Source organism: Thiocapsa marina 5811 (genome assembly GCF_000223985.1).
Taxonomy (GTDB): domain Bacteria; phylum Pseudomonadota; class Gammaproteobacteria; order Chromatiales; family Chromatiaceae; genus Thiocapsa; species Thiocapsa marina.
The window spans coordinates 1-15,530 of the sequence record NZ_AFWV01000002.1 but is presented as its reverse complement, the minus strand read 5'-3'; the positions used below and the strand labels follow the sequence as shown (position 1 = coordinate 15,530).

The following is a 15,530-nucleotide window of genomic DNA, read 5'->3' as shown; positions in this document are numbered from 1 at the left end:
CGTGTGAACAAGGCCCGACGGGGGCTTTCCGGGACCGCCCGGCCTATAACCGCCCCCTTCGAGCGTTCAGGGAGCACAGAACCATGATCGAGCACGCCGTCGAGGCATTCATCACGCGCTGGGGCGGCGGAACCAGCTACGGGCGCAACGAGCGCGCCAACCTGCAAATGTTCATCACAGAGCTGTGCACCCTGCTCGATCTGCCTCAGCCCGACCCGTCCAGCTCCAAGGTCGGCGACAACGCCTACGTCTTCGAGCGCAAGCTGACCGAACCCACCGCCGACGGCGGCCAAACCGGCAGCAGCGGCTGGGACGCGGCCATCGTCAAGGCACGCAACCAATCCGAGAACTACGCCCGTCTCCTGCCGCCCGAAGAGGGCCGCCCGCCCTTCATCGTCGTCGCTGTCGGCCGATCCTTCACGCTCTACGCCGAGTTCAGCCGCTTGGGCGGCTACTATGTCGCCTTCCCGGACGCGCGCCGTCATACGATCCGCCTGGAGCAGCTGCGCGATCCCAAAACGCGCGAGCTGTTGCGCGCCCTCTGGCTCGATCCGCTCAGCCTCGATCCCACCCGCAACGCCGGCAAAATCACCACCGACATCGCCGGCCAGCTAGCCATACTAGGGTTCCTTGACGAACAACTTTCTGCGCACGTGAGTCAAATTTAGGTCGGCGCAAGTTTGGCCTGCCCCAACAGGTCATCGAGGGCCTGTTGCAGCCGACCCATGGCGGTGGCGATGGGCCGGTTGGGCGCTTTGGGACAGCCGTCGAACAACTGGGACAACCCTGGCCGCAGGATGCGGCTGTGGACCTTGGTGAAGAACAGGGCCACCCGCAGGCCCTGATCGGTGACCCGGTAGCGATGGCTCTGCGGGATCCGTTCGATGAGGCCATGCAGCCGCAGTCGGCGCAGATCGTAGGTCATGCGTCCGGGTGAGTAGTCCGCAAGCGGCAACCCCAGAGCCTGGGCCATCCAGGTGCGCATCCCGGCATGGCGGAAGCCCTCGGGCAGGGTGAGGAACAGGCACATGGCGGTGAACAGCGCCAACACCCGCGGATCGTCGAGGTGCAGTCCGGGGGCGCGTTGCCCGCCGACCACCTGCGCTTGGGTGACCTGATCGAACACCGCCTCGGCCAGCAGACAGTCCTGGCTGAGTGTCTCGACCTCGAGCAAGCGACGGTTGGCGGTAAAGCCGATGGCCCGCAGGGCGGGCAGGTTGTTCAGATTCCGTCCGATGCCGAAGTCGTGGGTGTTGTTGATCGTGGTCTCGGTGCGCAGGGCCCGGCCTTCCTTGAAGTACTGCTTGATCTTGGAGGATTTGTAGCCGACATGCAGCGAAGGGATAACCCCTTGGGTGATGACGCGGGTATGAAAGCTCCCCGGCGTGCGTTTGGTGATCCTCCGATTGAAGATCAGGCTGACCTTCTCGGGCCGTCCCAGGTCGAGGTTCTCGCGGATGACCTCCTCGAATAGATGGCGCCCGGACAGCGGCCGGTCGAACACCTGCGTGCGGGCGAACTCCGCCTGCAGGATGGATAGTTGGAAAGTGTAGCCGGCGGCATGGTCTTCCGCCGTGAAGGGATCCGGGAGCCGTCCCAACCACTTGGCCACCAGCGCGGCGATCGTCTCCTCGTTCAGGTCATCGAGGATGCGTTGCGCGCGGGCCGGATCGGCGCAGGCGAGCAGCCCGTTGTCCAGGGCCCGAAGGGGATTCCCGCCTTGGCCAACTGGCGTTTGACGTACTCATGACCGTTGAGACAGACCCGCGCGGTGTAGGGAAAGTAGGAGCAGAACTTGATGAACAGAGGGCCGAAGTCCGCATCGACCAAATAAAAGTAGTAATGGTTGCACATCACCGTCCCGCGGGTGAACCAAGGGTACGGCTGGCCGGTGTGGGCGCTGATCTTCTTGATCATGCGGAAGCTGGCAAACCGCTCCTGGGCCTTGCCGATGTACAGGACACCCTCGGGTTGAGCGAAGTCGCGGAGCCGCTCGCGGGTGACGTCGTCTTTGCGCTGTCCCTTGGCGAAGGGCACGATCTCAACACCCTCGCGTTGCGCAAACCGATCGATCGCCTTGACGAAGGCGTGGCTGATCGGGGCCATCAGCACCGTGGAGGCGACCTTGGCACCGCGATGGACCTTGAAGAAGTTGGCCACCCCGCCGCCGGTCTGCAGCCGCGGTTGATACAGGTTCAGATACAACCGGTCGATTCCTTCGAGATCCAGCGTGACCCGATCGTTCAGCAACTCACCGACGCTTTGGACTAACATGATGGCAGGCCCCGGTTGACATCTTGGCCACGCGCCACACGCCGCTCCGTGCGGCTACCAACGGAAGTTTAGCCTTCCGTCGCTCAACCGGGGCCGCCCGACACCGGAGCTCGCCCCATGGCTCGTCGGTCTGAGGCGAAGCCTCGCTAGGTATTGTGCGGGTCAGGGAGATGCAGCAGGCGGAATCCGACGCATTGTTGGCCGTCCATGAATGGGCGGCTGGACACTTCAACACGAGACATCGCTTCACGACCCAGGATATTTGCCGCCTGCATCGTCAATGGCTGGGCGACATTTACGCCTGGGCTGGAGAATTCCGTCACATCAATCTCAGCAAAGACGGGTTTCTGTTCGCCAGCGCGGTCCAGGTGCCGCGCCTAATGGCCGCTTTCGAGCATCAGGAACTGGCGCAAGAGACGCCCTGCGCCGGGATGGCCGAACCACAACTGGTCAAGGCACTGGCGCGAACGCACTCGGAACTGTTGCTCATTCATCCTTTTCGCGAGGGCAACGGACGCTGCGCGCGACTTCTCGCCTGGCTCATGGCGCTGCAAGCCGGGCTTCCCGCGCTCGAATTCTCACCTCTGGCGCGACGCGGCAAACCTGCCTATATCGCCGCCGTACACGCAGCAATGGACGGCGACTATGCCGCGATGGAGCAATGTTTCAGTCGCGTGATCCGGCAGACGTGGCGGATTTACGGGGGGCGGCGGGTCTGATGTGCTTGGCAGGCTGCGTAAACGGTTTGACGATGCCCTCCACCGCCGAAGAGCTGGCGGCGGAGCGGTGCAACGCACTCTTACGCTTCACTTCGTCGCGCAACCAAGGGTTTTCCAACAATAATGAACCAGCCATGATGTTTCGCTCGTGTCGTCGGGTTCTGGAACGTTTCGCTCCAGACAGAGGTGGTCGCCTTTGGGGCGAGCGCACGGGTTGCATGCGCGGAAGTCTATCGCCAAACCTTTCACCAAGGCCAACGGTTCGATTTGGCTTGTTTCGAGACTCAAAAGGAAGATGACCATGACTGATAAGCGCATCGCCCAGCAGCACCACGCCACCTTCGAAGGCATCCGCCATGTGGATGCCGACGACAATGAATTTTGGCTGGCTCGCCAACTGGCGAATGTTCTGGACTATTCACAATATCGCCACTTTGTACCGGTTATCGAGCGTGCAAAAGACGCTTGCCGCAACAGTGGCCAGGCTGTTGCAGACCATATTGAGGATGTCCTCACAATGGTCGATATCGGATCAGGCGCCAAACGCCAGGTAGAAGATTTTCGTCTGTCCCGCTACGCCTGCTACCTGATCGTGCAAAACGGCGATCCCAGCAAGCCGGTGATCGCCAACGGCCAAACCTACTTCGCCATGCAGACGCGACGCCAGGAGCTGGCCGACGACGTTAAATTTGCGCAACTCAGCGAAGACGACAAACGCCTCGCTATCCGCAACGAGCTAGCCACGCACAACAAGCATTTGGCCGCAGCCGCCAAGGATGCCGGCGTGGAAACCAGTCTCGACTACGCCATCTTCCAGGATCATGGTTACAAAGGCTTGTACGGCGGCTTGGGCAACAAAGACATCCACGCACGCAAAGGGTTGAAAAAAAGCCAGAAAATCCTTGACCACATGGGCAGCACCGAGCTGGCGGCCAATCTGTTCCGCGCCACGCAAACCGAGGAGAAGCTGCGGCGCGATCAGGTACAGGGAAAGCATCAAGCCAACAGGACTCACTTCGCTGTCGGCCGCAAGGTGCGCCAGACCATTAGCGAGCTGGGCGGCACCATGCCCGAGAATCTGCCCAAACCCGACCACAGCATTCAGCAGATCGAATCCGCGAAGAAAAAGCTGGACAAGCCTCCGAAGGAACCCCGTTAATGCCTCGCCCCAAGAATAACGCCGCCGGCATGGCATCTCCACGCCCGGCCAAAACACCGAAAGCCATCGCCTCGACCCAATCCCTCTCGGCCTTCGTCAAAAGCATCTGCGATGTGATGCGCCGCTCCAACTGTGCCAGCGCCTTGCAGTATGTGCCGGAGCTGACCTGGATTCTGTTTCTGCGCATTCTGGACGCCCAGGAAGCCAGGGCGCGGGAAAGGGCCGAAGCCGTGGGCGCCCATTTCTCGCCCGCGCTGCGCAGCCCTTACCGTTGGCAGGACTGGGCGGCTCCCTATTCCGACAAGCCTGGGCACCCGCAAACACCCGAGGGCAAACCTTGCGGCTGGAAGCGTCAGGAACTGTTCGCGGCGGGCGACGGCCAGTTGTTCGAGTTCATCAACCAGGAACTGCTGCCGCATCTCCACAGTCTCGACATCGACACCCGCACCGGCCTGCCCAACCCGGCGGCCAGCCGCAAGCAGCGCATCATGGGCCGCACCATGACGGCGGTGGACAAGGTGCGCGTCGATAGCGAGGCCAATCTGCGCGACATCCTGGACAAGGTGCATCAGATCCACATCGACCACGTGGACGACCGGCATTTCTTCACCCTGTCGCAGGTGTATGAAGACCTGTTGTTGAAGATGGGCGAGAAGAACTCCGATGGCGGCCAGTTCTTCACCCCGCGCGAGGTGATCCGCGCCATGGTGCATACGGTCAATCCGCAACTGGGTCAGACGGTGTATGACCCCTGCTGCGGCACCGGCGGTTTTCTGGCGATCGCCTATGAGCACATCGCCCGCCAGTTGGGTCCAAGCGCCACCAGCACCGACATCGATACGCTCAAGCACGACACCTTTTTCGGCCGCGAAAAGGAGAACCTGGTGTTCCCGATCGCGCTGGCGAACCTGGTGCTGCACGGCATCGACCAGCCGAATCTCTGGCATGGCAACGCGCTGACCCGCCGCGCCACTTATGCGGCACTGTTCGACCAGGCGCCCAAGACCTTCGACGTGATCCTCACCAACCCGCCCTTCGGCGGCAAGGAAGGCCGTGACGCGCAGAAAAACTTCGCCTATGAAACCAGCGCCACCCAGGTGCTGTTCGTGCAGGACATCCTGAGCGAGCTGGCGCCCGCGGGTACCTGCGCCATCGTGCTGGACGAGGGCTTGCTGTTTCGCACCAACGAGAGCGCCTTTGTCGAGACCAAGCGCAAGCTGGTGGACGAGTGCGATCTGTGGGCCATCCTCAGCCTGCCCGGTGGCGTGTTCTCCACGGCTGGCGCGGGCGTGAAAACCAATCTGCTGTTCTTCACCAAGGGCCGAAAGACCAAGAAAATCTGGTACTACGACCTCTCATCCGTGAAGGTCGGCAAGAAAACCCCGCTGACGCTGGCGCACTTCGGATTCGACTCGGACGGCGCGGTGCTGGCCGACGCGCACTTGCCCGCCCTCCTCACCGCCGACTGGCAGGCCGACGAGGCCAACGCGGGCAAGCCTTTTCCCAGCTATGCCCGTCTGCTGGAAGCGCGCGGTAAGCCCGAGGGCGACAGCCGCTACTCCTGGACGGTGGATTTCGCCGCGCGTCGCGCCAAGGCCCGCGCCGAGATGCAACCCCTGCTCCATGAGGCCGCTCAGATCAAAGCGGCCGTGGTGGATCTGAAGGAGCAGCTCAAGCGTCTGAAAAAAGACAAGGCCAGCGATGCCGAGCTGTCGGCGCTGACGACGCGGATTCTGGAACAAGGCAAAGCCGCGCGCGAGTTGGAAACCAAGGCGGCTGACATCGATGCGGCCGTGTTCGATCTGAAGGCCGTCAACCCGACGGCGGTGGCGGAGACGGATACCCGCTCCCCGCAAGAGATCGTTGGCCATATCGAGGCGCAGGGGCGCATCGTGTCCGAGGCATTGGTCAGACTCTCGGCGCTGCTGGAAACGGCCGCCGGACGTCTTCAGGAGGACGATGAGCCCTCGGCAGTCTAGCCATCGCGCTGATGGTCCGGCGAAAGTGGGTCAGCGCGATGCCGAAGAACACCGCGCCGATGGCTGCGAGCGCGAGGAACGGCGGCCAGACCACGTCGAGGCCGGCGCCGCGATAGAGGATGGCCCGGGCGGCGGTGACGAAGTGCGTGGTCGGCGCGGCCAGCATCACGTCCTGCACCAGCGAAGGCATGCTCTCGCGTGGGGCAAGGTCGCTCGGGTGGCTATCGGACTCTGATCCTCTACCGCCAGGCGCATCGCGCCTTCTTCGTCTATGGATTCGCCAAGAGCCGGCAGTCCAACATCGGCAAAGAGGAAGAGTCCTCGGAACAGGGCGAGGCTCGCTTACCCCGACCGATCACCCTGAACGACCACCTCGACCCGATGCTCCCGCCGGTCGTCCAAGAGCGGAATCGTCGGCGCGTCCTGCTCGACACCATCGAGCCTGATCCGCGTCCCGCCCTCGCCATCGCCGCTTCGCGTCACGGCGATGTGGTAGAGCGTCTCCCGATACCGGTAACGCAGCGTAAACCCGTTCCACCCGACGGGCAGACAGGGCGCGACATCCAGGGTATCGACCTCGAGCCGCAGCCCCAGCAGAGACTCCAGGATCAGCCGATACATCCAGCTCGCCGAGCCGGTATACCAGCTCCAGCCACCGCGCCCGACATGCGGTGACACGCCATAGACATCGGCCGCGACGACGTAGGGCTCGACCTTATAGATCGCGATGTCCTCGGCCGAGCGCCCGTGGTTGACCGGGTTGATCATGCCGAAGAGTTCCCAGGCCCGCGCCGAATCCCCCAGGCGCGCAAACGCCATCGTCGCCCAGATGGCGGCATGGGTGTATTGCCCGCCGTTCTCGCGCACGCCGGGCACGTATCCCTTGATATAGCCCGGATTCAGATCGGAGGTATCGAAGGGCGGGGCCAGCAGTTGGATCAACCCGGCGTCGCGGCGCACCAGGTGTGCATCCAGCGCCGCCATCCCCGTGCATGCACGCTCCGGATCGCCGGCGCCGGACAGCACCGACCAGCTTTGGGCGATGGAATCGATCCGGCATTCCTCCTGACTCGCCGAGCCCAACGGGGTGCCGTCATCGAAATAGGCACGCCGATACCAGCCGCCATCCCAACCATGCGCCTCGATGTTGCCGCGCAACCGGGCGGCCTCCGTCAGGCAACGCTCGACGAAGGGCTCGTCGCCCTGCAATCGCGCCACCGCGCTGAACTGTGTGAGCACCTCGTAGAGGAACCAGCCCAGCCAGATGCTCTCGCCCCGGCCCTGGATCCCGACCAGGTTCATGCCGTCGTTCCAGTCGCCGGATCCCATCAGCGGCAGTCCATGCTCGCCGAACCGCAGACCGTGCAGTATGGCGCGCACGCAGTGCTGGTAGAGACTCGCCGAGTCCTCGGACTGTCCGGGGAGATCGTAATAGGAGTCGTCCTCCCCGCTGACCAGACGACCCTCCAGGAACCGGGTCGTTTCATCCAGCACCTCGGTATCCCCGGTGGCCAGCACATAGCGGCAGGTCGCCAGCGGGAGCCAGAGATAATCGTCGGAGCACCGGGTGCGCACCCCGCGGCCGGAGGGTGGATGCCACCAGTGCTGGACATCGCCTTCGGGAAACTGGCGCCCGGCGCAGAGCAGCAGGTGCTCGCGAAGCAGTGACGGCTCGGCATGGACGAGCGCCATCGCGTCCTGCAACTGGTCGCGGAACCCGAAGGCCCCGCCCGACTGGTAGTAACCGCTGCGCGCCCATAAGCGACAGGCCAGGGTTTGATAGAGGAGCCAGCCGTTGGCCAGGACATCGAGCGCGGCGTCCGGCGTCTCCACCTGGACAGCGCCCAGGGTGTGCGTCCAGTGCCCGTGTATCGCCTCCAGGGCAGAGCGGGCGGCGGATGCCCCGCGGTAGCGATGCACCAGTGCACCGGCATCGTCGGCACCGCGCCGACCGACCACGCCTAGCCGGAAGACGATCTCATGGGTCTGCCCGGGGGCCAAATCGACGCTGACTTGGAGTGCGGCGCAGGCATCCAGCGCTGCACCAACCTTCCCGGAAAGCCGCGACCGTGTCAGCGCGGCCGGCGCGCCGAGTGTCCCGTTGCGCCCGATGAATTCAGTCCGATCGCCGCTGACGGTCCGGGTCGGACCGTCCACGTCGAAAAAAGCGAGGTGATCGGCGAACTCGGTGTTGTAGGGGTTGCGTGCGAAGAGCGCGCCGCTGATCGGATCGATCTCGGTGATGACATGCAGGGTCGACTTGGGCCGCAGATCCCCGAGCACCCACTCCACATAGCCGGTCGCGGAGAGCCGGCGCGGCTGATTCGAGCGATTGCACAGCTTGAGCACCGAGAACTTGATGGGTGCGTCCACCGCGACATAGACCCACAACTCGGAGGCGATGCCCTCCTCGGTGTGCTCGAAGACGCTGTAGCCGAAGCCGTGCCGGCTGACGTATTCCGACGCACCGCCCGCGGGCAGCGGCGTGGGCGACCACAGGTGACCGCTCTCCTCGTCGCGCAGATAGAAGGCCTCGCCGCTCGCATCGCCGACCGGGTCGTTGTGCCAGGGCGTGAGGCGGAAGGCGTGGGCGTTCTCGCTCCAGGTGTAGGCCATGCCGCTCGCCGAGACGACCGTCCCGAGGTGCGCATTCGCCAGGACGTTGACCCAGGGTGCAGGCGTCGTTCGGCCGGGCAGGGTCGTGATGATGTACTCGCGCCCGTCGGGGGTGAAGCCGCCCAGGCCGTTGTCGAAGAGGAGCGGCTGGCGCCCGTCCTGCTTCGCATCTCCGGCCGATTCGGGCTCGATCCCGGGACTCCATTCGGCGAAACGGCCGCGGGTCGGGCGTAAGGGCGGGACAGGCGCTTGCGGCGGAGCACGCCGACCGAGCTGTTCGACCAGGGTGCCCCGTGAATCGCTGAGGATGACCCGTGCCACGGTCTGGAAGAGGATGCGATCCTCGTTGGAGATCTGATCCGCCGGACGGACGAAGATGCCGCCGGGCCGATCGATCACGTGCGCCTCGGCGCCCGCGGCGATCAGCCCCAGGATCTGATCCTGGAGCTGCTGGCGGTAACCGGCGCGATCCTCGTTCCAGATCACCAGATCCACCGTCAATCCCTTCAGGCGCCAATAGGCATGCGCCTGGACCAGCTGATGGACCAGCTCGATATTCTCCGGGTCGCCGATCTGCACCAGCACCATCGGCACGTCGCCGGACACCGCATGGCTCCAGAGCCCGGATTGTCCGCGCCGATTCTGAGCAAGCACGCTCGGCTCGGCGCGCAGCGAGGCATTGGCGTAGAGGATCGAGCTGGCCAGGCGTCCATAGAGCGGTACGTCGGACTGGCTGGCGTTGATCTGGCGCAGGACCACCTGGCTGTGGGTCCAGGCCAGATCGAAGACGCGATCGGCAAGTCGCTGATCCCGGTATTTCTCGACCAGGCTCACGGCGATCTCGCGGCTGTCGCCGATGCCGGTGACCCGATCGATGGTGGCGGATTGATCCGGATCCAGCGTCATGGCGTAGCGGATGACGACGACGGGATCGAGCACCGAGCCGGCGCTGCCCGACAGGGTCTCGTACCCGTGCATCGCCTGCGGATCGGCGACGCTGCGGTCGCGCCCGATAAAGCGCATCCGGTCCGTCTCGTAGGACGGTGTGCCGCACTCGGCCCCGCGGACCACCATCAGGTGGAACATCCAGGGCGACGACTCCTCGCGCGAGCGCGGCCGGCGGGTGCAGAGGATCGCCCGTTGCGGGTCGAGCAGCTCGGTCTGCACGAAGAGGTTGCTGAAGGCCGGATGCGACGCATCCGCGGCGGGCGGGGCGAGGACGACCTCGGCGTAGCTGGTGATCTCGATGACCCGACGGCTGCGCGAGCGATTGGTCAGGCGCACCCGGTGCAGCTCGATATCGTCTTCCGGCGAGACGGCGATCTCGGTATAGGACTCGATCCCCCGATCGCGGCGACGAAACTCGGCGCGACCCTCCGAGAAGATGGCCTCGTAGCTGTCCGGCTGTTTGAGCGTCGGCTGATAGGCGGTCGACCAGAAGTCGCCGCTCGCCAGGTCGCGCACGTAGCAGAAGGTGCCCCAGTGGTCGCGGGTGGTGTCTTCGTGCCAGCGGGTGACGGCCAGATCCTTCCAGCGACTGTAGCCGCCGCCCGCGTTGGTCACCATCACATGGTAGCGGCTGTTCGACAACAGCTTCACCTCGGGGATGGGCGTGTCGGGAGTGGTGAACACGCGCATCTCCGCCTCCTGAGCGCTGGAGGTGGTGCGGATGTCGGTGGGCTCGCCGGTCGCGTGCAGGTAGAACGAGGGTGTCTTGGGGATGCGCTCCTGCAGCAGCAGCGCGGTCGCCTGAAACATCGGTGCCGCCATAAAGCGCCGCTGCATCGGACGGTCCAGGAGCAAGTACGCCAGCGACAGGAAACTCATGCCTTGGTGATGGGCCATGAAGGAGCGCACCACCGCGCTCGTTTGCCCGCGGGGCAGACGGGACGGCGTGTAGTCGATCGCCTCGTAAAAGCCGTAACGGCCTTCGAATCCGCTCGCACCGAGCCGCTGGAGATTCCGGCACGCCGCCTCGGGTGCCACCATCAGCGCGAGCGCGGAGGCGTAGGGCGCAATCACCAGATCCTCGGCCAGCCAGCGTTTCAGCCCCAAACCGGGCACGCCGAATGCGCGGTACTGATAGTTCAGATGCAGATCGACGGTGTTGTAACCGGATTCGGACACCCCCCAGGGCACGCCGCGCAGTTTCCCGTACTCGATCTGCCGAGCTACCGCCGTCCGATAGGTCTGGTCGAGCAGGGTATTGTCGTAGGTCGGCATCACCAGCAAGGGCATGAGGTACTCGAACATGGAGCCGCTCCACGACAGGAGTGTGGACTCGCCGGCGGCGACGGTCAGCAGGCGCCCCAGCGCAAACCAGCTCTCCTGCGGCAGATCGCCCTGCGCAATCGCCACGAAACTGCCCAGCCGCGCCTCCGAGGCCAGCAGGTCGTAGAAGCTCGCATCCTGTCTCCGCTCGCCCACGTTGAAGCCGATCGCCAACAGATGACGCGACGGGTCGTACAGAAAGTCGTAGTCCGCTTGGGCCAGCTCGCCGGCTTGCAGGGCAAGGTGCTCGAGCCGGCCGATTCGCTCGCGGGCGGCCCCGCCGGCGTTGCGGTCCGCCTCGAGCCCGGCGAGCTGGCGCAGCGTCAGGGACAGCTGGTACGAGCCTTCCGCGCCGACCGGAACCGGAGTCGCAACCGGGGCCGCCAGCGAGGGCACGAGCAACAGCAGATCATCCAGGACGGCGCGGCATTGGCGGGTCAAGGCCCCTGCCCATGCGTTCGCATCACCCGTGGTGTGCGCATCCAACGCCGACGCCGCGGCCTCCGCCGCCGTTGCCAGTGACTCGAGACACCGACATGCGGTCTCCAGCGTGGCGGGCGGCGACTGCGAGGCCGACTCCAGGATCTGCCGCAATGGCGTGAGCGCTTCCGGCGCAACGCCGTCTCGATGCGGCTCGGGACCGGCATCGAGCGCGTCCGTCAGAATCGCGAAGCTGTCCTCGATCCCGTCCAGCCAGCGCGGGTTGAGGACGGGCGCGTCGATCAGCGCAATGAGACCCGGCTGCAAGGTCAGCAGATGACCTGCCAGGTTGCCGCTGTCTACCGACGAGATATAGAGCGGGGCGAGCGGCTTGAGTGTCTGGGTGTCGTACCAATTGAAGAAATGGCGGCGATAGCGCTCCATGCCGGCCATCGTGCCCAAGGCGCGGGTTGTGCGCTCGATCAGTCCGGTCGCCGGCAGATAGCCGAAGTCATAAGCGGCCAGATTCGCGAGCAGCGACAGTCCCATGTTGGTCGGCGAGGTGCGATGCGCGACCACGGCCACGGGATGTTCCTGATAGTTGTCCGGCGGCAGCCAATGGTCCTCCGGCCCGACGAACCGCTCGAAGAAGGCCCAGGTCTTGCGGGACAGGGTGCGGAGAAAGCGCACTTGCTCGGCCGTCAGACGGGCCTCGCGGAGCGTCAAGGGGCGGCTCATCCACCAGGCGATGGCGGGCGCGGCCAGCCAGAGCAACAGGATCGGCCCCGCGACGATCAGCACGGCGGGGTCGAGCCAGGCCAGCGCCGACGTGGTGATCATGGCCAACACGGGGGCGATCCACATCCTCCTGTGAAAGGCGACGATATCCCGGCGCGAGCGATCCAGATCGCCCGAGGAGGTCCATTCGAGCAGCCGTCGATGGCTGACCCGCATCCGCCAAAGCGTGCGGACCATGGCATCCAGGCTGAAGTAGCCCTCGTAAGGCAGACAGGCGACGGTGAAAAGTGCCTGCGCCAACTGCCGGCGCACCGTGCGGAGCGCGGCGGCAAGGTGATCGGGCCAGCGTACGTCGCCCGGCTTTTGCAGGCCGTTCAGGAGCGCGGTGAGCAACGAGGGGATGAGGGAGATGCCGAGCACGGCCAGGGTCCAGAGCCCCGGGGACTCCGTGAGCGTCCAGCCCAGCACGAACAGCAGCGTCAGTGCCGCCGGCACGAGACTACGCCGCAGATTATCGGCCAGCTTCCAGCGCGACAGCGCCGAGAGCGGGTTGCGCCGCAGTCGTCCGTCGAGACCGGGAACGCGCGGCGAGAGCCAGCGCGCGATTTGCCAGTCGCCGCGAATCCAGCGGTAGCGGCGGCTTACGTCCGCGCTGTAACAGGCCGGATAGTCTTCGTACAACTGTACATCCGAGACCAATCCCGAGCGTGCATGGCAGCCCTCCAGCAGATCATGGCTGAGGATGCGATTCTCGGGGAAACGTGCCGTCAGCGCCTGCTCGAAGACATCGACATCGTAGATGCCCTTGCCGATGAAGGAGCCTTCATGGAACCAATCCTGGTAGACATCGGAGACGGCGTGGGTATAGGGATCGATGCCGGCGTCCTCCCCGTACAGCCGCGCATACCGCGACCGATTGGCACCGGGCAGACTGACGGCCACGCGCGGCTGCAGAATGCCGTAGCCCTCGGAGACCACCTGCCGGTCGGGGTCGTAGCGTGCCCGATTGAGCGGGTGTGCCAGGGTTCCGACCAACTCCCGTGCGGCATCGCGCGGGAGTTGTGTGTCGGTGTCCAGGGTAATGACGTAACGCACGCTCGGCAGGATCCTCGTCCTGCCCACGATGGTTGCGAAGCGATCGGTGGCCCCGCCGCGCAACAGCGCGTTCAAATCGGCGAGCTTGCCGCGTTTGCGCTCGTAACCCATCCAGATCCGCTCTTGCGGATTCCAGCGGCGCGGGCGGTGGAAGAGGAAAAAGCCATCGCCACCGTCGCGCGGGTATTTCGCGTTCAGGGCCTCGATCCCTTCGGCAGCCAGCCGGACGAGCGTCTCGTCTTCGGGCTGCGTCTGCTCCGGCGCATCGCGAAAATCGGTTAAGAGTCCAAAGTGCAGGCTGTCGTCCCGATTGGCCAGGAAGCGCACTTCCAGCCCTTCGAGCAGCGCCTCGATGCCCGCCGCGCCGGTGAGCATGGTCGGGGTGACGACCAGGGTGCGCGATTCCGACGGAATGCCGAGTGAAAAATCCAGGCGCGGCAGCGGATAGGGTGTCGCGAGCAAGGTGGCCAGCCAATTCACCAACGCCACACCGAGCTGACTGGTGCCCAGCACGACAGGCACCGCCAGGAGCAGGAGCAGCCAACCCGGCGGGCTGTCGGAGAGTGCCAGCAGCCCTCCGGTAAAGAGCGCCGTCAACAGGAAGATCGCACCCAAATAGAGGAACAAGGGAAACCGCCGACCCCGCCGTTGCAGCGATTCCAGTGTGCAGAGGCAGGCACGCGTCCGGCGCTCCAGCCGCGGCAATCCGCGATCGATCAGATAGAACCCGACGTGCGCCGCACGCTCGGCGCCATCGTTCGCGACCGCGCCTTCGCTTGCCAGCTCGACCGCCTGGAGAGCCACCTCCGCCTCGGACAGGGCGCTGTTCTTCGCGACCTTCTCCACGACGTGCCGGTAACGATCGCGTGTGGCAAAGTCCATCCGGCCGTAAATCCCGCCCGGATCCCCGCGTAAGGTCTGCTCGACCAGGCTCATGGTTTCCACGAACTCGCGCCAATCCGTCGCCCCGAGGAAACGCAAACTGCCGATGCTGTTGCCGATGGAGACCTGGTCGGCGGCCTGTTGCTGGTTCTCCGACTGCACCAACTGCTCGATCCTCAGACCCGACTCGGCGAGCTGCTGCTCGATCCATGTCAGCGGCAGGGCCAAGGCGGAGCTCTGCCCCTGCAGTCGGCGCGCCAACTCCGCGACAAAGGCGCTCGACAGAGGCGGGTTCGAGCGCGCCATGTCGGCGATCACCAGGATCAGATTTTTCGGATCCTGCTCGACCATCGCCATCATCCGATCGGCCCAGGCATCGGCCAGGTTCTGGTCGGTTCGGCTGGCGGCGATGAGGACCGCGACACGGCGCAGATTCTCGATCAGAGCCAGTCGCAACATGATCGGGATGGCCCACAATTCGCCCAGTCGGAGGGTGGTGACCGCTTGATAGGCCGCGACGAAACGGTTGAGGTTCTCGGGGTCTACCCGGCCATCGCCATGGGCGATGATCTCGAGCGCGAGGTCATAGACGCGCGGTCGTCCGGCGGATGGCCCGTGAAGCAGACGTGGCAGTTGGCGGCTGTAGCCCTTGGGGAGATGTCGCTTGGCGGTGCGGATCTGATCTTCGATCAAATAGAAGTTGTCGAGCAACCATTCACCGGCCGGCGCGATCCGGCGGTTCTCCGTGACGGCGGCCATGAGCAAGCGGCAGACACCGATCAGGATGGTTTCGTTCTCGGTCAGGCGCGCGAGCAGACGGTCCGGTGGATGACCAGGCATCAAGGTATGCGCATCGGCGAGGCGCTTGCCGTGCTCTTCCATCTGAACGGCGCTGAAAAGCTCCGAACGCAACGGCGGCTCGTCGCCGATAGACGCCTTGATCGAACCTTTACCGGGAAGCCATCTCCTGAACTGGATCAGGGTGTCGCGAATCGCCAAATGACTCTCCTTCAAACGTCCGATCTCCGATGTGGAGATGCCATCCTGTGCGGACGAAGGTAACGCTCGACGGCCTGTTCTTCCAACCGGCCAGTGTGGACAAGCGCTGTAGGGTGGACAAGCCCTGTAGGGTGGACAAGCGCAGCGCAGTCCACCGAGCCATGCACCGACGCTGGTGGACTGACTGGGTAACGGTTCAAAAACAAGTTAAACATTTTAATAAGCGAACCCATTCGGATCGACGAGGTAGTTCCATTGTCCGTTCACGCGATCATGGCGAATGAAGCGATCCTTGACGTCGCGGAAGGTATCGGAGCACGTGCGGCCGATCTCGTAGGTCGCATCGAGAATACGCGCGGTCACGCTCAGTCCCGTCTG

7 protein-coding genes and 2 pseudogenes are annotated in these 15,530 nt (G+C 64.6%); 5 read left to right on the top strand and 4 right to left on the bottom strand.

What is annotated here, in order from left to right; translation table 11 throughout:
• Positions 1-83: 83 nt before the first annotated feature.
• Positions 84-665 (top strand): annotated as a pseudogene (locus THIMADRAFT_RS02505) (type IIL restriction-modification enzyme MmeI); the annotation flags it as partial.
• Here THIMADRAFT_RS02505 and THIMADRAFT_RS27705 read toward each other — a convergent pair.
• Entirely contained in the window at positions 665-1,612 is a 948-nt protein-coding gene (locus tag THIMADRAFT_RS27705) for a hypothetical protein (protein ID WP_007191381.1), read from the bottom strand. The pseudogene THIMADRAFT_RS02505 and the gene THIMADRAFT_RS27705 overlap by 1 nt on opposite strands.
• A gap of 23 nt (positions 1,613-1,635) precedes the next feature.
• The gene (locus THIMADRAFT_RS27700) at positions 1,636-2,274 is read right to left on the bottom strand and encodes a hypothetical protein (RefSeq protein WP_007191380.1); all 639 of its coding nucleotides are present in this window, start codon (positions 2,272-2,274) and stop codon (positions 1,636-1,638) included.
• A 170-nt stretch (positions 2,275-2,444) separates the two neighbouring features.
• On the opposite strand from THIMADRAFT_RS27700, the gene THIMADRAFT_RS02495 reads away from it, so the two are divergent.
• From THIMADRAFT_RS02495 to THIMADRAFT_RS02485, 3 genes are all read left to right on the top strand, one after another.
• A complete protein-coding gene (locus THIMADRAFT_RS02495) occupies positions 2,445-2,993 on the top strand; it encodes a Fic/DOC family protein (RefSeq protein WP_007191379.1) in 549 nt (182 codons plus the stop codon).
• A gap of 301 nt (positions 2,994-3,294) precedes the next feature.
• Positions 3,295-4,152: a DNA damage-inducible protein D gene (gene dinD / locus THIMADRAFT_RS02490; protein WP_007191378.1), complete on the top strand. Its 858-nt coding sequence runs from the start codon at positions 3,295-3,297 to the stop codon at positions 4,150-4,152.
• Entirely contained in the window at positions 4,152-6,131 is a 1,980-nt protein-coding gene (locus THIMADRAFT_RS02485; protein ID WP_007191377.1) for a class I SAM-dependent DNA methyltransferase, read from the top strand. Before dinD ends, THIMADRAFT_RS02485 begins: the two co-directional genes overlap by 1 nt.
• On the opposite strand, the gene THIMADRAFT_RS27695 is transcribed toward THIMADRAFT_RS02485, so the two are convergent.
• Positions 6,061-6,321 carry an ABC transporter permease gene (locus tag THIMADRAFT_RS27695; protein ID WP_007191376.1) on the bottom strand — a complete coding sequence of 87 codons (261 nt, stop codon included), beginning with the start codon at positions 6,319-6,321 and terminating at the stop codon, positions 6,061-6,063. The genes THIMADRAFT_RS02485 and THIMADRAFT_RS27695 overlap by 71 nt on opposite strands.
• Positions 6,322-6,329: 8 nt before the next feature.
• Here THIMADRAFT_RS27695 and THIMADRAFT_RS27690 point away from each other — a divergent pair.
• A pseudogene (locus THIMADRAFT_RS27690) lies at positions 6,330-6,398 on the top strand (type II toxin-antitoxin system RelE/ParE family toxin); the annotation flags it as partial.
• Positions 6,399-6,473: 75 nt separating this feature from the next.
• Here the strand turns inward: THIMADRAFT_RS27690 and THIMADRAFT_RS02480 are convergent.
• A complete protein-coding gene (locus THIMADRAFT_RS02480) occupies positions 6,474-15,152 on the bottom strand; it encodes a glycoside hydrolase family 94 protein (RefSeq protein ID WP_007191375.1) in 8,679 nt (2,892 codons plus the stop codon).
• Between the last annotated feature and the right edge of the window lie 378 nt (positions 15,153-15,530).

What these genes read in the sequence shown, in the direction of transcription:
- THIMADRAFT_RS27700 (WP_007191380.1), bottom strand. Translation starts at nt 2,274, where the DNA reads ATGTTAGTCCAAAGCGTCGGTGAGTTGCTGAACGATCGGGTCACGCTG.
- THIMADRAFT_RS02495 (WP_007191379.1), top strand. Translation starts at nt 2,445, where the DNA reads ATGCAGCAGGCGGAATCCGACGCATTGTTGGCCGTCCATGAATGGGCG.
- dinD (WP_007191378.1), top strand. Translation starts at nt 3,295, where the DNA reads ATGACTGATAAGCGCATCGCCCAGCAGCACCACGCCACCTTCGAAGGC.
- THIMADRAFT_RS02485 (WP_007191377.1), top strand. Translation starts at nt 4,152, where the DNA reads ATGCCTCGCCCCAAGAATAACGCCGCCGGCATGGCATCTCCACGCCCG.
- THIMADRAFT_RS27695 (WP_007191376.1), bottom strand. Translation starts at nt 6,321, where the DNA reads ATGCCTTCGCTGGTGCAGGACGTGATGCTGGCCGCGCCGACCACGCAC.